Genomic DNA, 24,237 nt, shown 5'->3' with positions numbered 1-24,237 from the left:
CAGATCACAAGGACAACAATAATAATGAAACCTTCACTGTTGTGGGCGGGCACTTTCATAGCGGGCCTGTTGAGTTGGCAGGGCGCGCAGGGCGCCGGTGTGGATCAGGCCGTCTTGCTCGCTGCGCCAGCTGAACCAACGCAATGGCTAAGTCATGGGCGTACCTGGTCCGAGCAGCGCTACAGCCCGCTGACGGACATCAATGCCGAATCGGTGAACAAACTGGGGCTGGCCTGGTCGATCGATCTGGATAATAACCGCGGTCTGGAAGCCACCCCCCTGTACAGCGATGGTGTGCTTTACACCTCGTTGTCCTGGAGTCGCGTGCTGGCAGTCGATGCCAGCAGCGGCAAGATTCTTTGGAGCTTCGATCCTCAGGTAAACAAGGCCAAGGGCCGGCACGCTTGCTGTGATGCGGTGAATCGTGGTGTCGCCCTGTGGAATGGCAAGGTTTATGTCGGCACGCTGGACGGCCGCCTGATTGCGCTGGATGCCAAAACCGGCAAGCCGGTGTGGACTGAGCAGACAACGGATAACAGCCAGCCTTACACCATTACGGCGGCGCCGCGTATCGTCAAAGGCATGGTCATGATCGGCAACGGCGGTGCAGAGTTTGGCGTGCGCGGGTACTTCTCGGCGTATGACGCCGAGACCGGTGAAATGAAATGGCGTTTTTATACCGTGCCAGCAGCCCCATCCAAACCGGTCGAACATCCCGAGTTGGCCGAGGCTGCCAAGACCTGGAGCGAGCAAACCGATTGGTCGCTTGGTGGTGGCGGTACGGCCTGGGACAGCATGGCCTACGATCCAGAACTGGATCTACTGTACGTCGGCACCGGCAATGGCTCGCCCTGGAACCGTGAAGTGCGCAGCCCCGGCGGTGGCGACAATCTGTTTCTTTCTTCCATCCTGGCAATCCGTCCGGATACCGGCAAGCTGGTCTGGTACTACCAGGTCAACCCGGGTGATACCTGGGATTTCACCGCCACCCAGCACATGATTCTGGCTGAACTGGAGATAGCCGGAAAAGAGCGCAAGGTATTGATGCAGGCACCAAAAAATGGATTTTTCTATGTGCTGGATAGAGCAACTGGCGAGCTGCTGTCTGCGGAAAAGTTTGGCAAGGTGACCTGGGCCGAGCGCATTGACCTGGCTACAGGGCGGCCGGTGGAAGTGCCCGGTGCCCGTTATGAAAAGGAGCCTGTGGTGTTATGGCCGAGCCCCTTTGGCGCGCACAACTGGCATCCGATGTCGTTCAACCCGCAAACCGGTCTGGTGTACATCCCCTATCAGGAAGTGCCGGGCACCTATAGCAACGAGGGCAAGAGCTTTGTGCGCCGTGAGGCTTTCAATACCGGCTCTGGCTCCTCGGAGATTCTGGAACTGCCGCGTGAGTACACCGCTGGCGCGTTGGTGGCCTGGGATCCGGTGAAACAGGCCGCAGCCTGGCGGGTGGAATACCCGAACCACTGGAACGGCGGCACACTGAGCACAGCCGGGAATCTGGTATTTCAGGGCACAGCGGCAGGGGAGTTCGCCGCTTACAGCGCAGATGCCGGCGCCAAACTCTGGAGCTTTGATGCGCAGACCGGGGTGATCGCTGCGCCCATGACGTATCAGCACCAAGGCGAACAGTACGTCGCGCTGATGGCAGGCTGGGGTGGCTCTGCAGCTCTATTTGGCGGCGATGCAGCTGTGGCAACGGGTGTGCGTAACGTCAGCCGCATGCTGGTATTCAAGTTGGACGCAAGCACCAGCCTGCCGACCCTGAGTGAACCGGTCAAAGCCGATGCCGGCCGGGTTCCCCAACCGGTACTGGCTGCGGAGCAGGACATTGCGCAGGGGTTGCAGCTTTACAGCCAGTACTGCGCGGTCTGCCACGGTACCGGGGTGGTCGGTGGTGGCGTGCTGCCGGACCTGCGCTATTCCTCTTCGGCCATACGCGATTCCTATCAGGCGATTCTGCGCGGTGGGGCACTTGAGCCCCTGGGGATGCCGAATTTCGCCCATAGCCTGGATGAGACGCAGGTAAACAATCTGCTGTTGTATGTCATGAAGCGCGAGTACGACACGCACACGCAGGCAATGCAGCCCGCACAGGAGTAATCCCTAGGTGCGGTCCAGGCCGCGCCCAAGGTTACAAAATTATTAAAGAGCAATTACTCTAATTCCTGGATTCCTATGCTAGGCTCGAAAAGGTCGGATACCTTTTCGAGCCCGTCTGCGCATTTGTCGGCAGGTAGCGGTTTCCGACAAATAACAAGAGGTCAGCAGAAAGCTGGCTCGCGCGAATCAGGATGATTGACGCCATGATCATGAAAGGCCGTGCTCTTACTCCGCCTGTGCCCAATATTGTTTCTTCGTCCGGTAATGATGTTCCTCTGCTACTTGCTACCAAACTCAGCCCTCCGCGCCTGGCGCGCGGCATTCTTCCTCGCCCGAGACTGGAGCGACTTGCCGAGCAGGTAACCGAGCGCAGTATTACTGTGCTCAAGGCCCCGCCCGGGTTCGGCAAGACCACGCTGGCGAGCATCTGGGCAGATAGCCTTGCTGCCCAGGGGGTTGCGGTGGCCTGGCTATCGTTGGATGAACAGGATGAGTCGGTACAACGGCTGCTGTTCTATCTGGCTGCGGCCCTGAATCATGCAGATCCGCGTCTGGGGCTGAGCTGCCTTGGCCTGCACACCGAACTGACGTTTTTCAGCATGGAAACGCTGGCCAGCTTGCTGATCCATGAGCTGATCGGCTTTGATCGTCCTCTGGTACTTTTTGTGGATGATTGCCACCGCATCGGTGATCCGATACTGGTTAATGCGCTGCGGTTTTTTATCGAGCGCGCGCCGCAGCATTTGCACATGGTGCTGATCAGCCGGCGGGAGCTGCCAGTGGCGCTATTGGAAAAACGCTACGTGGATGATCTGCTTGAGCTGGACTCCTGCCAGCTGCGTTTCAGCCTGGAAGAGACCCGAGACCTGCTCAGAAAGGCTGGCCTGGAACTGGAACAGGCTGGAGATCTGAGTGCGGTCCACCAGGATACCGATGGCTGGATCGCCGCATTGAGAGCCTTCCTGCTGGCCCCGCAGTTCGATGCTCGAGGCGAACCACGGGCCACCAGCCGGGGTATCTGCCTGCTGTTTGATGATCTGCTTGATAGCCTGGATGGGCCGAGTCGCGACTATCTGTGCCAACTGGGTTTGCTCGACAAGTTCAGTACCGCTTTAATCTGCGAGCTTATCGGTGCCCAGCCCGCCAGGCAGCTGATGGGAGAGCTGCAGTGCCGGCAACTGTTCATCAGCAGCCTGGGTGAGCACGAGCACTGGTTCAAGCTGCACCCCCTGTTCCGCCGGCACCTGAAGAGAACCTGCCTGGATCAGCAGCCAGATGTTGTCGCAAGCTTCCGTTTTCGCGCCGCCCAGTGGTTTGCCAAGCGCGGCCACTGGCTGGACGCGATCAAGCTCGGTCTGGAGGCAGAGCAGGTGGAGCAGGTGCGCGAGTGGATCAATCGATGCGCAATGGAATTGCTTGAGCGGGGTGACTTCAGCACGCTGGTGATGCTGGAAAAGCGCTGGAAGCTGGAAGCGGGAGACGTGTCACTGCCGTTGCGGATGGCGCGCGCCTGGGCCATGGGGCTGGCGTTGGAGGTGAACGTCGCGGAAACCTTGCTCAACGAGCTTGAGGCGGACCTTGCGGGCCGACAACAGAACGGGCCGGCATCACGCGATTATTGGGAGATGCAGTCGTTGCGTGCGATGTTGCTCGGGCTTGCGGATCACAATGAAACATCCGGGGCTTTGGCGGCCCGTTGTTATCAGGCGATGCAGCACCGCCCGTGGATTACCAACGTGCTGCTCAATCTGATCAGTTGTAGCCATTATCACGCTGGCCGTTGGGATGCCTTCTATACCGTGCCGCCAACCTTTGTCGACGGCAGACAAGGTCCAGGTCTGCTGTTCCATGACTGCTATCGGCAGTCGATCAATGCGCTGGGCGAATGCGCACAGGGGCGTCTGCAGGATGCGCAAAGCGGGCTGGAGCATGTGTTGGAACGGATTGAACTCAGCTTTAACGCGCGCATGGAAAATCCCAATCCGGCGCTGCTGGCATTGCCAAATGCGCTGCTGGCGCAGTTGCATTATTGGCGTGGCGATCATGAGGCGAGTGAAACCCATCTGGCCAAATGCATGGACTTTATCGCCATGGGCGGCTTTCTCGATTGCCTAGCCGCGGGCTATTGCACCCAGGCGCGATTGCAATGGCACCAGGGTGCCGCGACCCGAGCTCGGCGTACGCTGGAACAATTGGATGTGCTGGCGACTCGGCACACCTGGCAACGGCTGCGGGCGCGGGTACTGCTTGAGCGGGTGTGGCTGAATCTGCAGGACAACAAAATCCGTGAAGCCCTGTCCTGCAGCCATGCGCTGGTTGAGCTGGCATCGCAGGCAGATACCGAGGCAACTCTGGATAAGCGAGTGTATGCTCAGTTGAGCCTGCTCTGGCTGGCGCTCTGTGGCATTGAAGAGACCCCCATACTGGTCGAGAATATCGAGGCGTTGTTGGTGTTGTTGCAAGAGCGACAACTGGAACTGATGTATTGCGACATCGCTCTGGCGTTGGGTGCCTATCATTGTTTGCGCGGGCTGCCGGAGCAGGGTCAGCCGTTGTTGGATGAGGTGCTGCTGCGCACACAAGGCAGCGGTGCGATAAGCCTGCTGCAGGACCTGCCGCTCGGCCAATCCTGCGAGCGACTGGCGGACCATGTCACTGCGCAATGGAAGGTGGGCGTCGACGCGCTGTTCTCAGCAGGCCAGCGGCTTGGGCCGTCTGCGCACAGCTGCAATGCCGCGTTGTTGGGGCTTACAGTCAAAGAGCGACAGGTGGTGCAACTGGTGGCAGAGGGCAAGTCGAACAAGCAGATTGCCCGCGACCTGAATGTCACGCCGGAAACCATCAAGTCGCATATGAAGAGCATATTCGCCAAGCTGAAAGTCGAAAGCCGCGCCCAGGCTGCAGTGATGCTGCAGAACGCTCAGCCATCGCAGGTCGCGCGGGCATAAAAAACCACCGCCGGCTTCGGCCGATGCGGTGGTTATGCGGGAGTCCGCCTCGGTCAGAGGCGATGGTGGTTAGCGGATACCCGAGGCGCGCAATGCGTTGGGTGTGTAGTCGGCAGAAGATGCCTGGAAGTCAGTGTCGTAGTTCTCACGCTCTTCGTTGGTCATGCCCAAAGCTACGTAGCGGCCATTCTGGACGTCGTACAAGGTTTCGATCGCATAGCTGGGGATCTTCTCGTCATAACGCTGCAACGCGATGGCCTCGGCTACGCGCCAGAGACCGCCGCGGCCGTCGTAGTGATCCAACACCGCCACCTGCCAGTTGTCTTCGTTAATGAAGAAGTGACGCTTGGCGTAGACGTGGCGCTGACCTTCCATCAGGGTCGCCTCGACCTCCCACACTCGATGCTTCTCGTAGCGCACCAGATCCTGGTTGATGTGGCCGGCCTGGATGATCTCGTCGTACTTGATATCCGGTGAGGCGATCTTGTAGTTGTTGTAAGGAATCAGCATCTCGCGCTTACCCACCAGCTTCCAGTTATAACGGTCGGGAGAGCCGTTATAAAAGTCATAGTTGTCAGAAGTGCGGGTGCCGTCTGAACCGAAAGCTGGCCCGTCATAGGCTACTTGCGGGGCACGGCGTACGCGGCGCTGGCCGGCATTGTAAATCCACGCCAGACGCGGTTCTTTTACCTGGTTGATGAACTCGTGTACCAGCAGCACGTCACCGGCCAGACGCGATGGCGACAGCACACGCTGGGTGAAATAGAACATCAGGTTGTCACTGGTCGCCGGGCCGAAATCGGTCAGCGCAGTAGCGAAGGTGAACTCGTCCTTGAACACAACCATGGTATTGGAGCCGTTTGCCTGGGGTGTGGCCTGGGCGATGGTACGGCTGAAGCTGCCCCCACGGTAACGGGTAATGTGGTTCCACACGGCCTCGACCCCGGATTTCGGAATCGGGAAGGGGTACGCGGTATCAAAGTTCTGCAGACCGTTGCCACCCTCGACGGTAACTGTGTTCACGGCATTGCGGGCGACCGCCGCGAACACCTCATCCGGTACGGTGTTGCTGCGCCGAGAGGGATACACATGCATGCGGTAGGTTTCCGGATAGCGTGCAAACATTGCCTTCTGGCCGGGGCTTATCTGGTCAGCGTACTGCTCCATGTTATCGGCACTTACCGTGAACAGTTTCTGGTCATCGGCAAAGGGATCGGAGAAAAAGCCGTTGTCAGACACCGGCGCTGCATCGGTTGGCAGGCCGCCGGTCCATTCGGGAATGGTGCCCTCGGCATTGCCGGCACGTTCTGCGCCCATCGGCGTCAGTGTGGTCTGCAGGGTTGCTGCTTCCTCAGGTGAAACCGCCGCCGACACCGCCATCGCCAGGCTGCTCAAAGCCAGCACGGCAAAGGTTTGGCGACCCAGGTTTTTGATTGATTTCATATTGTTCTCCATCCAGGTCAGAAGTTCACGCCAACGCTCAGGGCTACAAAGTCACGATCGACCATGGCGTTGTAATCACCGTCGAAGAAGTTCGTGTAATTGATGCTGGCGTTGTATTTGTTGTTGTACAGGGCATTCACGCCGAGGCTGGCGGCCTTGGACCCTTCGTTGAAGTTCGGACCGTAACCTTCCACATCCCAGGCGAAGGCAACGTTGGGCGTCAGCTGTACGCCGGCAAAGCCCCGGTACTCGAGCGACGCCACGGTACGCAAGCCCCAGGAATGCTGGGTATAGAAGCCTTCGTCGTTGCAGTATTCGGGTTGCGACGCGTTAAGTGCGGTCTCGCACAGCCCGGGGATCGGCAGTTCGCCTGAACCGTATAGTGAATCCCGGCCAAAGCGCAGGTCTGTGGGGCTACTCTTGATCCCGCCAATGTGGTTGTAGCCCACCTCGCCAACCAGGGTCAGGCGGTCAGCACCCCAGACGTTATCAACAAAGTTGATCACGGTCAGTTGAGCCTGGGTAACCGGCATGCGCTTGTAGCCAGACAGATCAGTGCCGGGGGCGGCCGGGATACCGAATATCGTTCCGCCCACGCCCTGGGCGTTGACTGGCGAAACGGGGTTGCCGGCCGCGCCAAGGGCGGCGCCGACCAGATCATTGGTGCTGATCTGCAGCGGCTGGTTCGGGCGGTAGCTGACTTCACCCGAGACTGACATGCCGCCCAGGTTGGTCTGGAAGCTGACCCCATACAGGCGAATATCCTCGGGATATTCAACGTAGTAGCCGGCATCCACCGGGAGGTCGAATACGTTGGTGTCGTTGTTGAAGCCGAAGCCGGCGAAATTCGGCGCCCCGGTGCCTGCAGTGGTGCTGAAAACAGGATTGCGGCTGTGATAGTTCATTGCGAACAGGCCGAATTCAGTCTGGTTCAGACTGTCTACGTAGAGTCGGAAGGCAACGCCGAACTGGCCGCTGTCGCGGGCTTCACGATTGTCCGTGCGGGGTACGTGAACAAAGGGATTGGCTGCTGAGTTGGCATCCGTTTGTGAGCCGCCAATGCCGACCTGTCCGCAACCCTTGGCGACCGAGTCGGTAAAGGAAAAAAAGGTGCCGCAGTTATCCAGTACGGTCGGATCCCACTCCAGCTGATAGAAGGCTTCCATACCCAGGTTGTCGGTCAGGCTCTGGGAGACAAAGAGCATATTGACCGGGATCAGGCCTTCCTTGATTTCAGCACCTGGACGGCGGAATGCCGCTACGTCGATCGGGTTGATGCTGTTGATACTGTTCTGGATGAAGGTACTCTCACCCCAACTGACTACCTGCTTGCCCACCCGGACCGAGCCGGGGAGGTTGCCGATGTTGTAGTTGTGATAAATGAAAGCGTCGAGTATCTGGCCACCTGAGGATTTGGCGGCCTGGCGCCGGCCACTGTCATTGATGTCGTAGAGCTCGCGGCTGCCGTCCTTGGTTTCGAAGTCGTACCAGTACTTGCCGCGGACGAACACACCGGTGTCCTCATACTGCAGGGACAGGTCATGGGTACCCTTGAAGATGGTGGAGAAGGCTTCACCCTTCTTGAAGTTCAGTCGTCCATCGTCCGAGTTGGCGGCGTTGGCGTTCCCGCCGTTATTCACCCAGACCAGGTCATCGTCGATTTCGCTGGTGCCGATACTGGTGCCGACCGAGATCTGCGAGTCAAACTGGCCCTGGATTTCACCTATATCAAAGCGGGCGGCATTCGCGGGAAAGCTGGCCAATACCGCGACGGCTACGGCCAGCGGCTTGAGCAGCGTATTCAATGGAGGGTTTGTTATTATTCTGGTCATGGTATTCCTCGCGCGCCTGCGCTTTGTTGTTATTGGGAATCCTTGGCTGATGCAGATGGCCAGCATTGCACCCCGACCGACACTATTCCCCTGCAACCAAATGATGCACCCCCCTAATGGGGGAGAGCCCGCTGCGGGTTACAAAGCATCGCCAACAAAGCGATAATGCCGCATCACTGAAAGGAGAGATTTAATGCCCGTATCTGACGTGCAAACCTTGTTGGCCGGTATTTCGCTGGTGTTGTTGCTGGGCTGGGCCGTGACCGCCTGGTTGGCGGTGCGCCGCGCTAACCAATTGCAGCAGGAGCTGGCTCTGAGCCGCCAACTGCTTGAGTCACAGCGACATGAAACTCAGCAGCTGCAACAGGTAATACATCAGCAGCAGGCACGTCATGCCGGTTTGGAAGTGCGCATGGAGCATCAACAGGAGAGCCTGGATACTCTGCGCCAGCAGCTTGAACAACGCAGCACTCAGCTGACCCAGTTTGAACAGCAGAGCCATGATTGGCAGCTGAAAGCCGAGCGAGCGCAGACGCTGAGTCAGGAGCAGGCGCGGCAGATCGATGAACTGCGTCAAGAGCGGCAGGGGCTGAACGAACGCCTGCTTAGCTTGCAGGGCACCCATGAGCAGCTCGGGCTGGAGCACAGCACGCTGAAAAACACACTGGAGCACCGCCAGCAGCATTTCACCGAGCAGCAACAGCTGCTGAAAGACAGCCGTGATCAGTTGAAGATGGAATTCGAGCAACTGGCCAGCAAGATTTTCGAGGCCAAAGGGCAGGCGTTCTCGCAGCAGAGCCAGCAGTCGCTGGATAGTCTGCTGAAACCTTTCCGCGAGCAGATCGATCAGTTCCGCGCCAAGGTCGAGGATATTCACCACAAGGACACGCAGCAGCAGGCGACATTGGCCAGCGAACTTAATCACCTCAAGGAGCTGAATCGACAGATTACCCAGGAAGCGCACGACCTGAGCACCGCCCTGCGTGGCCAGAAGAAAACCCAGGGCAACTGGGGCGAGCTGATTCTGGAGAATGTGCTCGAGCGCTCCGGTCTGATTGCCGGCAAGGACTTCAAGCGCGAGGTCAGCATGACCACCGCCGATGGCCAGCGTCAGCGGCCAGACGTGCTGGTGTACCTGCCGCAGGAAAAGCATCTGATCATCGACGCCAAGGTCTCGCTGAATGCCTATACACGCTACATCAACAGCGAAGACGAGACCGAGCGCCGGGTTGCGCTGGCCGAGCATGTGCAGGCCATCAGTCAGCGGATTCGGGAGCTGTCAGATCGCAACTACTTCGAGTTGCCGGGGCTGAATGCACCGGAAATGGTCTTTATGTTCATCCCGATCGAATCTGCCTTTGTCGAAGCCTTGAAGGCAGATGAGGGCCTGTTCCAGAAGGCCATCGAGCAGAACGTGCTGGTTGCCACTCCCACGACCTTGCTGACCAGCCTGAACATTGTCCGCCAGCTCTGGCGCTTTGAAGATCAGAACAAGCATACCGCTGAACTGGCGGAGCGTGCTGGCAAGGTCTATGACAAGTTGCGCACCTTTCTGGGTAGCATGGATGGCATCGAGAAGAGTCTGGAGAAGGCCACCGATGCTTATCAAAAAGCGCGCGATCAACTGGTTAACGGGCGTGGAAATCTAGTTAAACAGATCACTGATTTCAAGGATTTAGGCGTATCTGTTAAAGCAGAGTTGAACGAAGACTGGACCGATCGCGCAGCGCTGGAACTAGGGCATCAGCGCAGCGATACGGCCGACCTGCCAACCGAGGATCGCTAGAGCCTCTCACGGATTGCGCTCATCGCAAATGCACCATAAAAGCGCACTTATTTGATTGATCTTGATCGGCGCCCTGAAACAGGGCGCTCGATTGCGGTGCATCCCCCTAACTCCGTTGGTCCATGCTGGCACGTCATTTGCTCAGGTTTTACCAGATAAACCGGTAAAGGATAGGCAGAGCATGACTGCCGCTTGGCATCTTGAACAGCATGACAGCGCCATCAACTGGCAGGCAGGTCTGAACCTTGGCGTGGTCCGTCGGGGTGGCCGCTCTGTGCTTGAGCATGTCAGTCACCGTGGACCTTTGCGCATTCAGCGGCCGCTGCTCCCTGAAGGGGCAGACTGCCCGCATTTGTACATTCTGCATCCCCCAGGAGGCATGGTCAGCGGCGATTCATTACGCCTGCAGGTCTCAGCCGGCGAGGGCAGCTGCGTGCTGCTGACCACGCCGTCGTCCGGCAAATTCTATCGAGCGCGCGACAACGGCACTCTGCAGGTGCAGCACAACCGTTTCAGCGTCGGCTCTGGTGCCAGCCTGGAGTATCTACCGCAGGACACGATCGCTTTCGAAGGCTGCAACGCACGGATGATTACCCGCATCGATATGGCCAAGGACTCACGCTTCTGCGCTTGGGATCTACTTTGCCTGGGCCGACCGGCGTCCGGCGAAGGCTTCCAGCGCGGCCGGGTAGATCAGCACCTGGATGTGTGGCGTGACGGCAGGCCGCTGTATATCGAGCGCAATCGTTTCGAAGGCGGTGACGCGCTGTTATCTGCTCGCTGGGGTTTGGGTAACGCCGGTGTCAGCGGCACCTGGCTGGCCACGCTGACACTGGATCGCGATCAGCTCGACAGGCTGCGCGAGGATTTTGCAGACTACCCGCAACTGGCTTTTACCCAACGCCATGGTTTGTTGATCGCTCGTTATATCGGGCAACACGCCGAACATGCGCGAAACAGTTTTATTCGTCTGTGGCAGCAGCTGCGACCGTTGATCAACGGCCGGGAAACCTGCTTGCCGCGTATCTGGACTACCTGACAGGAGTGTTTGCATGGAGTTGACTCCCCGCGAAAAAGACAAGCTGCTGCTGTTTACCGCAGCACTGGTGGCCGAGCGGCGGCTGGCTCGAGGCGTGATCCTCAACTACCCGGAAGCCGTGGCCTATATCAGTGCCGCGATCATGGAGGGCGCCCGTGACGGCCGCAGCGTGGCGGAAATGATGAGCTATGGCCGCACGCTGCTGACCCGTGAACAGGTAATGCCAGGCGTACCGGAAATGGTCGCCGAAGTGCAGGTGGAAGCGACTTTCCCGGACGGTACCAAGCTGGTCACCGTTCACAACCCGATTCCCTGAGAGGAGCTGACCATGATTCCCGGAGAAATCCAGACCCGCCCCGGTAGCCTGACGCTCAACGAGGGGCGCGAAACTATCACTATCAGTGTGGCCAACAGTGGCGACCGGCCGATCCAGGTCGGCTCGCATTACCATTTTGCTGAAACCAACGCCGCCTTGCACTTCGATCGCGATGCCGCGCATGGCTTTCGCCTGAATATTGCCGCCGGCACCGCGGTACGCTTCGAGCCCGGCCAGAGCCGCGAGATCGAGCTGGTGGCCCTGGCCGGCGAGCGCAAGGTCTACGGTTTTCGCGGCCTGGTTATGGGCAGCCTGTGAAGTGCGAACAGTGAATAAGGAGCGCTAGATGGAGATCAGCAGAGAAGCCTATGCCGAGATGTACGGCCCGACCACGGGCGACCGCGTGCGCCTGGGCGATACCGAGCTGTGGATCAGCGTCGAGAAAGACCTGACCCGCTACGGTGAAGAGGTCAAGTTCGGCGGCGGCAAAGTGATTCGTGACGGGATGGGTCAAAGCCAGCGAGTACGCGCAGAGACGCCGGACACCCTGATAACCAACGCCCTGATTCTGGACTGGTGGGGCGTGATCAAGGCCGATGTGGCGATCAAGGACGGCATGATCAGCCAGATCGGCAAAGCCGGTAATCCGGATATTCAGCCGGGCGTGGACATCATCGTCGGGCCCGGTACCGAAGTCATCGCCGGGGAGGGCATGATTCTCACTGCCGGCGGCATTGATGCGCATATCCATTTTATCTGTCCGCAGCAGATTGAAGAGGCGCTTACCTCCGGCGTTACCACCATGCTTGGCGGCGGCACTGGGCCGGCGACAGGCACCAATGCGACTACCTGCACACCAGGCGCCTGGCATATCGCCCGGATGCTGCAGTCGGCTGAATCCTTCCCGATGAATCTGGGTTTTCTCGGCAAGGGTAATGCCAGCCTGCCGGATGCGCTCGAGGAGCAGTTGGAAGCGGGAGCGATGGGTCTCAAATTGCACGAGGACTGGGGTACCACACCGGCAGCCATCGATTGCTGCCTGAGTGTGGCCGAAGCCTATGATGTGCAGGTGGCGATCCATACCGACACCTTGAACGAGTCCGGTTTTGTTGAAGATACCCTGGCGGCGATCAAGGGCCGGGTAATCCACACCTACCACACCGAGGGCGCTGGCGGCGGTCACGCACCGGACATCATCAAGGCCTGTGGCGAGCCGAATGTACTGCCCTCGTCAACCAATCCGACCCGGCCCTACACCATCAATACCGTGGACGAGCATCTGGATATGCTGATGGTCTGCCACCACCTGGACCCGGCGATTGCAGAAGACGTGGCCTTTGCCGACTCACGCATTCGCCGCGAAACCATTGCCGCCGAAGACATCCTGCACGATCTGGGCGCCTTCAGCATGATCTCGTCCGACTCCCAGGCCATGGGCCGGGTCGGTGAGGTGGTCACCCGTACCTGGCAAACCGCGCACAAGATGAAAGTGCAGCGTGGGCCGTTACCCGAGGACGACGATTGGTCGGACAACTTCCGCGCTAAACGCTACATCGCCAAGTACACCATCAATCCGGCGATCACCATGGGTATTTCTCATGTGGTCGGCTCGATCGAGGTCGGCAAACTGGCTGATCTGGTGCTGTGGAAGCCAGCCTTCTTCGCCACTAAACCCAGCCTGATTCTAAAGGGCGGCTCGATTGCTGCGGCGCCCATGGGTGATCCGAATGCGTCCATTCCCACGCCGCAGCCGGTGCATTACCGTCCGATGTTCGGCGCCTTCGGCAGCGCCATGAACAGCACCTGCGTCACCTTCGTCAGCCAGGCTGCGCTGGATGCCGACATTGGTGGCAAACTCGGGTTGAAGCGCAGATTGGAAGCCGTCAGCAAGACGCGCACCATCAGCAAGGCGGATATGAAACTCAACGATTACCAGCCAGTGATCAGCGTTGATTCGCAAACCTATGTGGTCAAGGCCGATGGCGTCGAGCTGCTATGCGAGCCGGCCGAATCCCTGCCGCTGGCCCAGCGTTATTACCTGTTTTAGGAGTATTTGATGATCGAATGCCATCAATGGCTGGATGAGCCAGGCCCAGCCCAGCATGTGCTTGAGCTGACCTATGAGTTGCGCACTCGCAGCCGCTTGCTTGCGCAGACCCAGGGCGGCGTCGAGATTGGCCTGTTTCTGCCGCGCGGACGAGTACTTGCCGAAGGTGACCGGCTACAGGGTGACGACGGCAGCGTGGTGGTAATCCACGCCGAATCCGAGTCGCTGTCGCGGGTGTTCTGTGATGACGCCTTGCTGTTGTCCCGTGCGGCCTATCACATGGGCAACCGCCATGTGCCGCTGGAGATCCAGCCGGGTCAGTTGCGCTATCTGCGTGACCACGTACTGGAAAGCATGCTGCGCGGCTTTGGTCTGGAGGTGGAAGAAATCTTTGCGCCTTTCAATCCCGAGCCCGGTGCTTATCACAGCCACGGGCACAGCGTTGCAACGCCAGCAGGCCCACTACAGTCGGCACCCTTTCTGCGCCTCGGTGGCCACGAGCATGGCTGATATTGCCGATGCAGCACTGTTGAGAGTGCTGCAACTGGCCAGCCCGGCGTTGCCGATTGGCGGCTATGCGTATTCCCAGGGACTGGAGTACGCCATCGAGCAGGACTGGGTGACCGACCTGGACTCCGCCGCTGGCTGGCTGACGGCCCTGGCCTCGCGCTCGCTCGGACGACTGGACATTCCGCTGTTGCTGCGGCAATACGCGGCGCTCGAGCAGCAGGATGCAACCGGTTTTGCCGCCTGGAATGACTGGTTGCTGGCCAGCCGCGAAACCGCCGAGCTGTATCTGGAAGACAGTCAGCAGGGCGGGGCGCTGCTGCGCTTGATGAAGTCGCTGCTGATCCCGGCGGCGCAGGACTGGCCAACCGGTGAGCCGCTGGCGCTGATCAGCGCCTTCGCCATGGCCGGGCAGCATTGGCGTACCGGGCCCAGCGCGCTGGCGCTCGGGGTGCTCTGGAGTTGGCTGGAGAACCAGACCGGCGCTGCGACAAAACTGATTCCGCTGGGCCAGACCGACGCCCAGCGTTTGCTTGACCGCTTGCTGCCGGCGCTGCCGCCGATCGTCGAACTGGCTGCCGGCCTGGCTGATGAGGAGCTGGGTGCGGGCCTGCCGGGGCTGGCCTTTGCCAGCGCCCGGCATGAACACCAATACACACGATTGTTTCGATCCTGATCCGATTTACTTATTCGATTTTCAACAAGGAGTACCACAATGAGTTCCAAACCAGCCCTGCGCGTCGGCATCGGCGGCCCGGTCGGCTCCGGCAAGACCGCATTGGTGCGCATACTCTGCGAGCGCCTGTACCCGCACTACGATCTGGCGGTAATTACCAACGACATCTACACCCGCGAGGATGCCGACTTTCTGCTGCGCCATGAGGCATTGCCGGCAGACCGTATTCTCGGCGTGGAAACCGGCGGCTGCCCGCATACCGCGATCCGCGAAGACGCTTCGATGAATCTTGCGGCGATCGCCGAACTGCAGGAGCGCTTTCCGGCGGTGGAGCTGATCTTCGTCGAAAGCGGCGGCGACAACCTGGCGGCGACCTTCAGTCCCGAACTCTCGGACCTGACTCTTTATGTTATCGACGTGTCCGCCGGCGACAAGATTCCGCGCAAGGGCGGGCCGGGCATTACCCGCTCGGATCTGCTGATCATCAACAAGACTGATCTGGCACCACTGGTGGGAGCTGATCTGGGCGTGATGGACCGCGACGCAGCGAAGATGCGCGGCGAGCGGCCGTTCGTGTTTTCCAATCTGAAAAGCGGCAAGGGTGTCGAGGACATCATTGCCTTTATCGTTCGTCAGGGCATGCTCAAACCGCTGCCCGAGAACACTCAACAGGCGAAAGGAGTTTGAGCATGCACGGGTTTTCAAGTCGTTTGATGTTACTGGTCGGCGTGTTCGCCATCCCGGGGCTGGCCCACGCGCATCCGGGGCATGAGAACGTGAGCGGGCTGCTCAGTGGCTTGGGTCATCCGCTGTTTGGTCTTGACCATCTGCTGGCGATGGTCGCCGTCGGCCTGTGGGGCGCACAGCTGGGCGGCAAGGCTCGCTGGTTACTACCGGCGCTGTTTGTTGGCGTCATGCTGGTAGGTGGTGGCCTGGCCATGATTGGCCTGTCCGTGCCTGCGGTGGAGCCGGGTATTGTCGCCTCTGTTGTAGTGCTGGGTTTGTTCCTGCTCTGGGCGCGCCAGGTTCCGCTGCTGATCAGCGCCGCCCTGGTATCGATCTTTGCGCTCTTCCATGGTGTTGCACACGGTGCGGAAATGCCCCTCGCTGCCAGCGCCTTGACCTATGCGCTCGGCTTCGCCGTTGCTACTGCTGCCTTGCATCTGTCGGGTCTGCTGGCCGGTGCCTGGCTGCAACAGCGCTCCTTGCCGGTGGTTTCCCGGGTCATGGGCGCAGTCATCGGTGCTATCGGTTTGAGCATGGTTGCAGGTATGTAAGAGCTGTCTCAGTAATGTGGGAGCGCCGGCCCCGGCGCGAATGCGGTGCAAGCACTTCGCGCCGAGGCCGGCGCTCCCATAAATTGGTGTAAGTCCTTACATAGCTATGAACTCTTCCGCCGTTTAGACTCAAAGTAGTATTACAACGTCGGAGGATCCGCATGCATGTTCTGAAACAGGCCGGTCTGTTTGTTCGCGCCAATCTATGGATAATCCCGCTGGTCGCCCTGTTTGTCTGGGTACTGTTTCGCTTCCTTGATCCCGCGCCGCCACGCTCGATAGTCATGACTACCGGCACCGAGAACGGTGGCTATCACCAATTCGGCTTGGCGCTAAAGGAACGTCTGGCTGAAGAGGGGCTGGAGGTAAAGCTGGTGACCAGCCGCGGTTCGCTGGATAACATCGAGCGGTTGACTGACGGTTCCGGGGATGTGCAGCTGGGTATCATTCAGAGTGGCATTGAGAAACTGGTCGACCGGCGCGAGCGCGATCAACTGGAAGGCCTGGCAACGCTTTATCACGAGCCGCTGTGGCTGTTTCAGCGCACTGACGCGGAGCCGGTTTCCAGCTCGCAGACTGATGCTCAGGCCGATGTTGTAGAGGACCAGAATAGCAGCGATGAAACGACTGACGGCGACGCCGATACTGCCAATAGTACTGCTAGTACCAGTACTACTAGCAACGTTACCGAAATCCGTCGCCTGACTGATCTGGTCGGCCGACGCGTGTCCTTGGGTAGTGAGGGCAGCGGCACCTGGGCGGTGGTCAGAAGCCTGTTCCAGGTCCAGGGCGATATGGCCAGCTGGGATTCCCAAGGTGACGGGCAATGGCAAACACTGGCTGGTCGCGCTGCGGCGGATGCGCTTTATGCCGGTGAGCTGGACGCAGCCTTCTTCGTATTGCCAGCGGACAATGCGCTGATTCGCGAGCTGATCAACGCACCGAACGTGGAGCTGGTGCATTTGAGCCAGGCGCGCGCCTTCGCCGCACGCTTGCCCTACCTTGAAGACCTGACCATCCCCGAAGGTTTGCTGAATATCCGCCGCAACGTGCCCGATCAGGACATCAGCCTGCTGTCGCCGGTCGCGACCCTGGTGGGTAACGAACATTTCCATCCGGCCCTGACCGCGCTGGTGCTCAGCGCGGCCAAGGAAGTGCTGCGTGACGGCAATCTGCTGGACGCGCCTGGTCAGTATCCTGCGGCCTTGCCGATGGATCTGGATATGAGCGCCGAAGCCGAGTATTACCATGAGAGTGGCACGCCGTTTCTGCAGCGTTATCTGCCCTTCTGGATTGCTTCCATCGTCGACCGCTACATCGTGCTGGTGATCCCGCTGATCGTGATCATGATGCCGCTGATACGCAGCATGGGCCCGATCTATATCTGGCGCATTCGTTCGCGGGTGTACCGCTGGTACGAACAACTACGACGCATTGATCATCTGATCGTCAAGGGCGAGATCAAGGACCGCCTGGACCAGGAGATTCAGGGCCTGCATGAGCTTGAAGACGAGCTGACTCGTGTCGACGTGCCCTTGTCATACGCCCACGAGCTGTATGAGCTGCACCTGCATATCCGCTACATGATCAACCGCCTCGAGGCGATGCGTCCCGAGGGGCAGGATGATCAGTCAGACGGCACTGTGGTGCCGGTCTGACCGAAGGTGAACGCCTGTACGCGCTGGACGATTGGCTCCCAACCCTGAAAGGGCCGAGCCATCGCCAGCAGTATGGTGTAGTGGTTGAGAGACTCGAAGGTATCCGTTTCTACACTGACGCCGTCATCGCGAAGTTTGTTCGCCAGTTGCAAAGTGTTGCGCTGCGGGTCGACCAGTTTGTCCGGCGTCCCGGCCAGCAACAGCGCTGACGGGCTATTGGCGCTGGCATGAAACAGCGGCTGTGAATCTTCAGGGGTGTCCGGGTGGTGAAATACCGGCTTTACCTGCGGGTTAACAATCGGCAGGAAGTCATAGGGGCCGGACAGACCGATCCAACCGTTGAGAATATCCCTCGACAGACCCTGCTCCACCAGCCAGCGGTCGTCCAGCGCCAGCATGGCGGCATTGTAAGCGCCGGCGCTGTGGCCCATCACGAACAGCGGCTGCGGTTGGTCTTGCCACTGCTGGCGCTCTTTCTCTACCCAGGCAACCGCTGCGGCGCTATCCTGCAGAAAGGCCGGGTAGGTGATCTCCGGGTAGACGCGGTAGTCCACCACCACCGCGATCATGCCATGCGCAGCCAGGGCCTCGCCGACAAAGGCATAATTGCCGCGTTCACCGCCGCGCCAACTGCCACCGTAGTAGAACACCACCACCGGCGCGCTCTGGATATTCTCTTTTGGAAAGTACACGTCCAGCTTCTGACGCTGGTTGTCGCCATAGGCCTGGTCCGCCAGCAAGGTGTAATGCTTGTCGGAAATCACGAAGTTCAATGGCGCCAGCGGCGAACAACCCACCAGAGCGAATGCCATCGCGGCGAGAATCAGACTCTGTTTTACAGACGGCACGATAAAAGGCATGGGCTGGGTTCCAGAAAAGTAAGCATCGATGATGCCGTAAGCGCCGGCGAGTAAAAACCACAAGCTGTTACAAGTCGTTGCATTTCGCTTTCGTGCGCGCGCCGTAGAACCTAACATGCCTGCATAAGCTGTTAAGAGCAGACAAGGGGAAAACATGAAGGATGTGCTCAATCGTGCATTGGACGCAGTGGATCAGGTTCTGCTGGGCAAACATCACGCGGTCAAGCTCGCGGTAGCCTGCATTCTGGCACGGGGGCATTTGTTGATTGAGGACTTGCCGGGTATGGGCAAGACCACTCTCTCGCAAGCGCTGGCGCGGGTCATGGGTATGAGCTACCAGCGTATTCAATTTACCAGTGATCTGCTGCCCGGCGACATTCTGGGTACCTCGGTATTCGATCGCAACACGGCACAGTTCGTGTTTCACCCGGGTCCTATCTTTGCCGAGTTGATCCTCGCGGACGAGATCAACCGCGCCACACCGAAAAGCCAGAGTGCGCTGCTGGAAGCGATGGAGGAGGGCCAGGTCACCGTCGACGGCTCCACCCGACCGCTACCTAATCCATTCTTTGTTATTGCCACGCAGAACCCGGTGTCCCAGGCGGGTACTTTTGCGTTGCCCGAGTCGCAACTGGACCGTTTCCTGATGCGCCTGTCGCTGGGCTATCCGTCACCGGCCGCCGAGAAATCACTGCTGATGGGCGAAGACCGCAATACCCGGCTGGATGGCATCGAGGCCGTGCTTAATCGCGATAACCTGCAGGCGTTGCAGAAGGGTGTGCCGGAGATCACCGCCAGTCCGGCGATCATCGATTACATCCTGCGTCTGGTTAACCGCACGCGGGAGAGCCAGGTCTGCGCCTGGGGTTTGTCACCGCGTGCCAGTTTGGGCCTGCTGGCCGCTGCGCGAGCCTGGGCGATGTTGGAACACCGGCATTATGTGATACCCGAAGATGTGCAGGCGGTCTTGCCCGCGGTAGTCAGCCATCGCCTGCGTGCCAGTGAGGATCCCGCCGGCCACGGTGGTGGCGGCCTGGCGCAGTGGCTGCTCAACGAGGTAGAGGCGGTCTGATGAGGCCGTCCGGCGTGCAAGCAGGCGGTCGCGCCTCCGGCCTGTTTCAGCGCTGGCTCAAACGCCGGATCCCGGCGGCGAGCCAGGTGCGCCTGAATCACCGACAGATCTTCATCATTCCTAGCCGCGCCGGCCTGGCGCTGCTGCTTTTACTCGGCGTGATGCTGATCGGCGCGATAAACTATCAGAACAGCCTGGTTTACGCAGTGACCTTCCTGCTGGGAAGTCTGTTCTGGGTATCTCTGCATCACACCTATCGCAACCTCGCTAGCCTGGAACTGCATGCGTCCGGCAGCCACGCGGTATTCGCCGGCGAAGCTGCGCCTCTGCATATTCGCCTGTTGGCTCCGCGCCATGAACACCAGGCGCTGACCCTCGGTTGGCCGCAGACCCAGCCGCAAAGGCTGGATGTGGGCAAGGACAGCGACACTCGCGTGGATCTCTATCACCCCACGCAGCAGCGGGGCTGGTTCAGCCCTGGGCGCCTGAGGATAGAAACCCGCTATCCGCTGGGCTGGTTTGTTGCCTGGAGCCTGGTGGATCTGGATTGGAAAGTGCTGGTCTACCCCAAGCCGTTAAGTGTGCCGCTACCGCCGAGACGCCGAGCGGGTGCCGAGGAGGGCGACCAGCCGTTGGGTGAGGGTGTGGATGACTTTCAAGGGCTGCGCAATTACCAGCCGGGCGATTCACGCAGGCGTCTGGACTGGCGCGCCTATTCCCGCGGTCAGGGCCTGCACAGTAAAGTTTTTGCCGAACCGGTCCAGGACACCCTGTGGCTGGATCTGGAGCAGACGCCGGGAGCTGACCTGGAGCAGCGTCTGAGCTACCTGTGTGGATGGGTGATGCAGCTTGAGCAACAGTCGCGGCCCTATGGATTGGTGATTGGCGGCACCAGCTTCGGCCCGGCAGTCGGTGAGCAGCAGCGGGATCAATGCCTGCGCGCACTGGCGCTGTACGGCAGGCCAGCATGAGCGCGAACGCACTGATTCCGCGCAACAGCCTGGCCTGGCTGTTGATAGCGCAGATTGTGGTGTTGCTGCCACAACTGCCGCGGCTGCCGATCTGGGTCGCGGTCCTGTGGCTTAGCTGCGCGCTATGGCGCGTACAGATTCAGCGCATGCGCTGGCGCTACCCGGGCACGATATTTAAAGCCGCAGCCATTGGCCTGACGGTATTGGGCGTATTCACCTCCCAGGGCACGTTGATTGGTCTTGATGCGGCGGTAATGCTGCTGCTACTGCTGTTCATGCTCAAGCTATTGGAAATGCGCAACCCGCGTGACGCCATGGTCGTGATCTACCTGGGCTTTTTTATCGTCGCGACCGCTTTTCTGTTCGACCAGAGCATCGTGCTCGCGCTCTATCAGTGTTTTTCCCTGCTGGTGCTGGTTGCGGCGCTGGTCGGTTTGCATCAGACGCCGGGGCGCAATGATCCGGCTCGTGCATTCAAAACCGGTAGCGTACTGCTTATGCAAGCGGTGCCGCTGATGCTGGTGCTGTTCCTGCTGTTTCCGCGCATCGGGCCGCTGTGGTCGGTCAACGCGCCCGGCCAGAATGCCGCGACCGGGTTGGCAGAGAGCATGGCCCCGGCGGATATCGCCAACCTGGCACGCTCCGGCGAGTTGGCCTTCCGGGCCAGTTTTAGCGGGGACATCCCAGCCCACAGCGATCTTTACTGGCGCGCGCTGACGTTGAGCAACTTCGATGGCCGGCGCTGGAGCCATTCCAGCCTGGCATCCAATGGCGGCGCTGGCGAATGGACCCAGCAGGGTGAGGCGGTCGAGTATCAGGTCATGACCCGAGCCACCCAACAGCCCTGGGTTTTCAGCTTGCGCGGCGCGACTACCGAAGATGAAGACTTGTGGCTCACGCGCGACTTCATGCTGCAGTCCAAGCGCCCAGTGAGCCAGACCACCAGCTATACGGCGGTTTCCTATCCTGACAGCCTGATGCAACCCAGCGAACTGGATCCGCTGCAGTTCAGGCTATATACCGGGCTACCCGAAGGCTTTGACCCGCGTAGCCGTGCCTGGGCTGCGGAACTGCGCGCGGAATACCCGAACGATAGCGATCTGGTTCAGGCGCTGCTGCAGCATTTCAACCGTGAGCCTTTCCATTACACCCTGCGTCCGCCGACTCTGGGTGAGCACAGTAATGATGAGTTTCTGTTTGATAGTCAGCGTGGCTTCTGCGCGCACTTTGCCGGCGCCATGACCTTTGTGCTGCGCGCCGCCGGTATTCCTTCTCGCGTGGTGGCGGGGTACCAGGGTGGCGAGTTGAACCCGCGCGGCAACTATGTACTGGTGCATCAGTTCGATGCCCATGCCTGGGTCGAAGCCTGGTTGCCGGGACAGGGTTGGGTCTCGGTGGATCCGACCTTTCAGGTGGCACCGGAGCGCATCGAACGCGGCTTGCAGGCCGCCATGCAGGAAGAGGGCAGCTTTCTTGAAGACTCGTTGATGTCTTCGGCGCGCTATCGCAACATCAGTTGGATCAATGCATTGCGCCTGGGATGGGATGATGTGAACTACCAATGGCAGCTGCGCGTGCTCGGCTTTGAAAGCGAGCGGCAGATGGCATTCTTCCAGCGCTGGCTGGGTACCACTGACTGGCAGCGTGTTGGCGTTATTCTTCTGCTTGCGGCAGCGCTGGTGATGATTCCGCTGGCGCTCTGGACCTTGCGGCCGGGCCGGATGCATCGCGACCCGCGTCAGCGTGCCTGGCAGTTACTGGATCGCAGGTTGTTACGTCTGGGGCTGAATGCCCAACGTGGCGAAGGCCCGCGTGCCTGGCAGGCGCGTCTGGAAATCGCCTTGCCCAACCAGCGTACAGCCTTGGCCGCATTCTTTGACGAGTATGTCGAGCAGATGTATGTGCTGGGCGCTGAATTGCCTGATCGTCAACAGCAGGTTCGATTACGCGGTCATCTGCAGACCCTGATCCGGCAACTGCCGCGCAAACGCCCAGCCAGAGCGGGGGTATTGCTGGAATAGCTGGTTTGTCGGGCGCATCAGTACGCCTATAATGACCGTGCCAGACTGGCTGTGGCTATACTGACATCGCCGGTAGCCCTGATTAACGCTTTTTTACCCTGACAGTCACGGAGTTTCCATGCATCCTTTCAGCGCAATTCGACCACCCCCTCTGGCTGTGGGTCTTGGCATTGCAGGATTGGTGCCCTTTGTTGGCGGCGCTCTGGGCTTGTGGGTAATACCCGATGCCTGGCGTGGACGCGTGATGGAAGAACTGCTGAGCTACGCCGCGGTGATTCTGGCATTTATGGGCGCCATCCACTGGGGGCTGGCCATGCGCGCCGATGAGTCGAGTGACAAGGCGCCGATACAGCTGGGCTTGTCGGTTATTCCGCCATTGCTGGGTTGGTTTGCACTCAGTCTGCCGATCAATCTGGGCTTGCCAGTATTTTTTCTGGCCTTTGCCTGTCTGTATTTCGCTGATCTGTGGGCGGTAAACCACGGTCTGGCGCCGGTCTGGTATCCGGCATTGCGCAAACCGCTCAGTATTGTCGTAGTGCTCTCGCTGGCGGTGGCCTGGGTGGCCACCTGGATCGAGCACTGAGCGGGTTCAGGATTTCTTGACGAATTCCGATTTGAGCTTCATTGCCCCGATGCCATCGATCTTGCAATCGATGTCATGGTCGCCATCCACCAGGCGGATGCTTTTGACCTTGGTGCCAACCTTGACCACCAAAGACGAGCCTTTGACTTTCAGATCCTTGATCACGGTGACGCTGTCGCCGTCCTGCAACGAATTGCCATTGGCGTCCGTTACCACCTTGGCGTCACCGGTGGTTTCAGCCTCGCCAGATTTTGCCCACTCGTTGGCGCATTCCGGGCAGACGAACATCTCGCCGTCCTCATAGGTAAATTCCGAGTTGCATTCGGGGCAGTGGGGCAATGTCATAACGAGGCCTTGTTTGAATTACAGTTGAATGTTGATTTCACGTGGTTGATCAGCAAGGCGCGGAATGATGCCGCCTCAGTGATTCTCTGTCCAATCAAACTCCATCTGTCGTGCGGTCAGTTCGGCCAGTTCGCGACTCGCCAGCCGCTCTACCAGGTGCAAACTCATGTCGATGCCGGCGGAGATGCCGGCAGAGGTCACTATTGCATCCTGGTCCACCCAGCGTACACCCGTGACCACCTTGACGTTGGTGAACATGCTCTGCAGTTCCGCGGTGTCTTCCCAGTGGGTGGTAGCACTAAGCCCGTCCAGCAAGCCAGCCTTGCCCAACAGCATGGAACCGGTACACACCGACGCCGTCAACTGGGTACCGGCGTTGGTACGCTGAATCCATTTGATCACCTTCGGGCGCGCCAACTCGGCTGAGACCACGCCGCCGGGAATCAGCAGCACATCAATCAGTGGCTGATTGTCAAAGCTGTAATCCGGTTGCACTACCAGTCCAGCCCTCGCTTTGATGGGTTTGCCGTCGCGGCTGATGGTAAATACTTCGAACACCCGGGAATTTTCGCCCTGGCTCGCCTTGGCTACGCGGGTAGCGGTAGTGAATACCTCATAGGGCCCGGCAAAATCGAGTACTTCCACTTGATCGAATACATAGATGCCAATGCTGATGGTCATGAGGTCTTCCTGTATGAACTTTGTGGCGGGCTATTTATCAGAACTATTACCAGGCAGGTATAAGACAAG

21 protein-coding genes are annotated in these 24,237 nt (G+C 59.5%); 16 read left to right on the top strand and 5 right to left on the bottom strand.

Going from position 1 to position 24,237, the window contains the following annotated elements; translation table 11 throughout:
• The first annotated feature begins 24 nt into the window (after positions 1-24).
• Together EAO82_RS13720 and EAO82_RS13715 are read left to right on the top strand one after the other, a co-directional pair.
• Positions 25-2,106 carry a PQQ-dependent dehydrogenase, methanol/ethanol family gene (locus EAO82_RS13720; protein WP_096348126.1) on the top strand — a complete coding sequence of 694 codons (2,082 nt, stop codon included), beginning with the start codon at positions 25-27 and terminating at the stop codon, positions 2,104-2,106.
• A gap of 203 nt (positions 2,107-2,309) precedes the next feature.
• The gene (locus tag EAO82_RS13715; protein ID WP_174958879.1) at positions 2,310-5,054 is read left to right on the top strand and encodes a LuxR C-terminal-related transcriptional regulator; all 2,745 of its coding nucleotides are present in this window, start codon (positions 2,310-2,312) and stop codon (positions 5,052-5,054) included.
• Between the two features lie 69 nt (positions 5,055-5,123).
• Here EAO82_RS13715 and EAO82_RS13710 read toward each other — a convergent pair whose 3' ends face one another.
• Entirely contained in the window at positions 5,124-6,497 is a 1,374-nt protein-coding gene (locus EAO82_RS13710; RefSeq protein ID WP_096348128.1) for a DUF1329 domain-containing protein, read from the bottom strand.
• Positions 6,498-6,514: 17 nt separating this feature from the next.
• Positions 6,515-8,329, bottom strand: coding sequence for a DUF1302 domain-containing protein (locus tag EAO82_RS13705; protein WP_096348129.1), 1,815 nt, complete (start codon positions 8,327-8,329; stop codon positions 6,515-6,517).
• A gap of 193 nt (positions 8,330-8,522) precedes the next feature.
• On the opposite strand from EAO82_RS13705, the gene rmuC reads away from it, so the two are divergent.
• The 10 genes from rmuC (at position 8,523) to EAO82_RS13655 (ending at position 17,635) form a co-directional block, all read left to right on the top strand.
• On the top strand, positions 8,523-10,115 hold the full coding sequence (gene rmuC / locus EAO82_RS13700; RefSeq protein ID WP_096348130.1) for a DNA recombination protein RmuC: 1,593 nt from the start codon (positions 8,523-8,525) through the stop codon (positions 10,113-10,115).
• Between the two features lie 181 nt (positions 10,116-10,296).
• Entirely contained in the window at positions 10,297-11,154 is an 858-nt protein-coding gene (locus tag EAO82_RS13695; RefSeq protein WP_096348131.1) for an urease accessory protein UreD, read from the top strand.
• Positions 11,155-11,167: 13 nt separating this feature from the next.
• Positions 11,168-11,470, top strand: a complete 303-nt coding sequence (ureA, locus tag EAO82_RS13690) for an urease subunit gamma (RefSeq protein ID WP_022962440.1) — start codon at positions 11,168-11,170, stop codon at positions 11,468-11,470.
• Between the two features lie 12 nt (positions 11,471-11,482).
• Positions 11,483-11,788, top strand: a complete 306-nt coding sequence (locus tag EAO82_RS13685; protein ID WP_096348132.1) for an urease subunit beta — start codon at positions 11,483-11,485, stop codon at positions 11,786-11,788.
• A gap of 28 nt (positions 11,789-11,816) precedes the next feature.
• On the top strand, positions 11,817-13,517 hold the full coding sequence (gene ureC, locus EAO82_RS13680) for an urease subunit alpha (protein ID WP_096348133.1): 1,701 nt from the start codon (positions 11,817-11,819) through the stop codon (positions 13,515-13,517).
• A gap of 9 nt (positions 13,518-13,526) precedes the next feature.
• Positions 13,527-14,027 carry an urease accessory protein UreE gene (ureE, locus tag EAO82_RS13675; protein ID WP_096348134.1) on the top strand — a complete coding sequence of 167 codons (501 nt, stop codon included), beginning with the start codon at positions 13,527-13,529 and terminating at the stop codon, positions 14,025-14,027.
• Positions 14,020-14,700, top strand: coding sequence for an urease accessory protein UreF (locus EAO82_RS13670; protein ID WP_096348135.1), 681 nt, complete (start codon positions 14,020-14,022; stop codon positions 14,698-14,700). Before ureE ends, EAO82_RS13670 begins: the two co-directional genes overlap by 8 nt.
• 39 nt (positions 14,701-14,739) lie before the next feature.
• Positions 14,740-15,387 carry an urease accessory protein UreG gene (ureG, locus tag EAO82_RS13665; RefSeq protein WP_096348136.1) on the top strand — a complete coding sequence of 216 codons (648 nt, stop codon included), beginning with the start codon at positions 14,740-14,742 and terminating at the stop codon, positions 15,385-15,387.
• A gap of 2 nt (positions 15,388-15,389) precedes the next feature.
• Positions 15,390-15,977 carry a HupE/UreJ family protein gene (locus EAO82_RS13660; RefSeq protein WP_096348137.1) on the top strand — a complete coding sequence of 196 codons (588 nt, stop codon included), beginning with the start codon at positions 15,390-15,392 and terminating at the stop codon, positions 15,975-15,977.
• A 161-nt stretch (positions 15,978-16,138) separates the two neighbouring features.
• Positions 16,139-17,635 carry a TAXI family TRAP transporter solute-binding subunit gene (locus EAO82_RS13655; RefSeq protein ID WP_096347736.1) on the top strand — a complete coding sequence of 499 codons (1,497 nt, stop codon included), beginning with the start codon at positions 16,139-16,141 and terminating at the stop codon, positions 17,633-17,635.
• Here EAO82_RS13655 and EAO82_RS13650 read toward each other — a convergent pair.
• Positions 17,605-18,486 (bottom strand): alpha/beta hydrolase, encoded by an 882-nt coding sequence (locus EAO82_RS13650; RefSeq protein WP_410402949.1) that lies wholly within the window; start codon positions 18,484-18,486, stop codon positions 17,605-17,607. The two genes, EAO82_RS13655 and EAO82_RS13650, sit on opposite strands and share 31 nt — an antisense overlap.
• Before the next feature lie 163 nt (positions 18,487-18,649).
• Between EAO82_RS13650 and EAO82_RS13645 the strand changes: the two genes are divergently transcribed.
• The 4 genes from EAO82_RS13645 (at position 18,650) to EAO82_RS13630 (ending at position 23,142) form a co-directional block, all read left to right on the top strand.
• On the top strand, positions 18,650-19,567 hold the full coding sequence (locus EAO82_RS13645; RefSeq protein WP_096347737.1) for an AAA family ATPase: 918 nt from the start codon (positions 18,650-18,652) through the stop codon (positions 19,565-19,567).
• On the top strand, positions 19,567-20,538 hold the full coding sequence (locus EAO82_RS13640; protein WP_096347738.1) for a DUF58 domain-containing protein: 972 nt from the start codon (positions 19,567-19,569) through the stop codon (positions 20,536-20,538). Before EAO82_RS13645 ends, EAO82_RS13640 begins: the two co-directional genes overlap by 1 nt.
• Positions 20,535-22,559 carry a transglutaminaseTgpA domain-containing protein gene (locus tag EAO82_RS13635; protein ID WP_096347772.1) on the top strand — a complete coding sequence of 675 codons (2,025 nt, stop codon included), beginning with the start codon at positions 20,535-20,537 and terminating at the stop codon, positions 22,557-22,559. The genes EAO82_RS13640 and EAO82_RS13635 overlap by 4 nt, the downstream gene beginning before the upstream one ends.
• A gap of 118 nt (positions 22,560-22,677) precedes the next feature.
• A complete protein-coding gene (locus EAO82_RS13630) occupies positions 22,678-23,142 on the top strand; it encodes a DUF3429 domain-containing protein (RefSeq protein WP_096347739.1) in 465 nt (154 codons plus the stop codon).
• Between the two features lie 6 nt (positions 23,143-23,148).
• Here EAO82_RS13630 and EAO82_RS13625 read toward each other — a convergent pair whose 3' ends face one another.
• Both EAO82_RS13625 and EAO82_RS13620 read right to left on the bottom strand, forming a co-directional pair.
• Positions 23,149-23,487, bottom strand: coding sequence for a zinc ribbon domain-containing protein YjdM (locus EAO82_RS13625; protein ID WP_096347740.1), 339 nt, complete (start codon positions 23,485-23,487; stop codon positions 23,149-23,151).
• A gap of 75 nt (positions 23,488-23,562) precedes the next feature.
• The gene (locus tag EAO82_RS13620; protein ID WP_096347741.1) at positions 23,563-24,168 is read right to left on the bottom strand and encodes a DJ-1/PfpI family protein; all 606 of its coding nucleotides are present in this window, start codon (positions 24,166-24,168) and stop codon (positions 23,563-23,565) included.
• Between the last annotated feature and the right edge of the window lie 69 nt (positions 24,169-24,237).

Source organism: Halopseudomonas pelagia (genome assembly GCF_009497895.1).
GTDB lineage: Bacteria > Pseudomonadota > Gammaproteobacteria > Pseudomonadales > Pseudomonadaceae > Halopseudomonas > Halopseudomonas pelagia_A.
This window is presented reverse-complemented; position numbering and strand designations above follow the sequence as displayed.

Excerpts from the sequence above, each read along its gene's own strand:
- EAO82_RS13720 (WP_096348126.1), top strand. The coding sequence starts at position 25 with ATGAAACCTTCACTGTTGTGGGCGGGCACTTTCATAGCGGGCCTGTTG.
- EAO82_RS13715 (WP_174958879.1), top strand. The coding sequence starts at position 2,310 with ATGATCATGAAAGGCCGTGCTCTTACTCCGCCTGTGCCCAATATTGTT.
- EAO82_RS13710 (WP_096348128.1), bottom strand. The coding sequence starts at position 6,497 with ATGAAATCAATCAAAAACCTGGGTCGCCAAACCTTTGCCGTGCTGGCT.
- EAO82_RS13705 (WP_096348129.1), bottom strand. The coding sequence starts at position 8,329 with ATGACCAGAATAATAACAAACCCTCCATTGAATACGCTGCTCAAGCCG.
- rmuC (WP_096348130.1), top strand. The coding sequence starts at position 8,523 with ATGCCCGTATCTGACGTGCAAACCTTGTTGGCCGGTATTTCGCTGGTG.
- EAO82_RS13695 (WP_096348131.1), top strand. The coding sequence starts at position 10,297 with ATGACTGCCGCTTGGCATCTTGAACAGCATGACAGCGCCATCAACTGG.
- ureA (WP_022962440.1), top strand. The coding sequence starts at position 11,168 with ATGGAGTTGACTCCCCGCGAAAAAGACAAGCTGCTGCTGTTTACCGCA.
- EAO82_RS13685 (WP_096348132.1), top strand. The coding sequence starts at position 11,483 with ATGATTCCCGGAGAAATCCAGACCCGCCCCGGTAGCCTGACGCTCAAC.
- ureC (WP_096348133.1), top strand. The coding sequence starts at position 11,817 with ATGGAGATCAGCAGAGAAGCCTATGCCGAGATGTACGGCCCGACCACG.
- ureE (WP_096348134.1), top strand. The coding sequence starts at position 13,527 with ATGATCGAATGCCATCAATGGCTGGATGAGCCAGGCCCAGCCCAGCAT.
- EAO82_RS13670 (WP_096348135.1), top strand. The coding sequence starts at position 14,020 with ATGGCTGATATTGCCGATGCAGCACTGTTGAGAGTGCTGCAACTGGCC.
- ureG (WP_096348136.1), top strand. The coding sequence starts at position 14,740 with ATGAGTTCCAAACCAGCCCTGCGCGTCGGCATCGGCGGCCCGGTCGGC.
- EAO82_RS13660 (WP_096348137.1), top strand. The coding sequence starts at position 15,390 with ATGCACGGGTTTTCAAGTCGTTTGATGTTACTGGTCGGCGTGTTCGCC.
- EAO82_RS13655 (WP_096347736.1), top strand. The coding sequence starts at position 16,139 with ATGCATGTTCTGAAACAGGCCGGTCTGTTTGTTCGCGCCAATCTATGG.
- EAO82_RS13645 (WP_096347737.1), top strand. The coding sequence starts at position 18,650 with ATGAAGGATGTGCTCAATCGTGCATTGGACGCAGTGGATCAGGTTCTG.
- EAO82_RS13640 (WP_096347738.1), top strand. The coding sequence starts at position 19,567 with ATGAGGCCGTCCGGCGTGCAAGCAGGCGGTCGCGCCTCCGGCCTGTTT.
- EAO82_RS13635 (WP_096347772.1), top strand. The coding sequence starts at position 20,535 with ATGAGCGCGAACGCACTGATTCCGCGCAACAGCCTGGCCTGGCTGTTG.
- EAO82_RS13630 (WP_096347739.1), top strand. The coding sequence starts at position 22,678 with ATGCATCCTTTCAGCGCAATTCGACCACCCCCTCTGGCTGTGGGTCTT.
- EAO82_RS13625 (WP_096347740.1), bottom strand. The coding sequence starts at position 23,487 with ATGACATTGCCCCACTGCCCCGAATGCAACTCGGAATTTACCTATGAG.
- EAO82_RS13620 (WP_096347741.1), bottom strand. The coding sequence starts at position 24,168 with ATGACCATCAGCATTGGCATCTATGTATTCGATCAAGTGGAAGTACTC.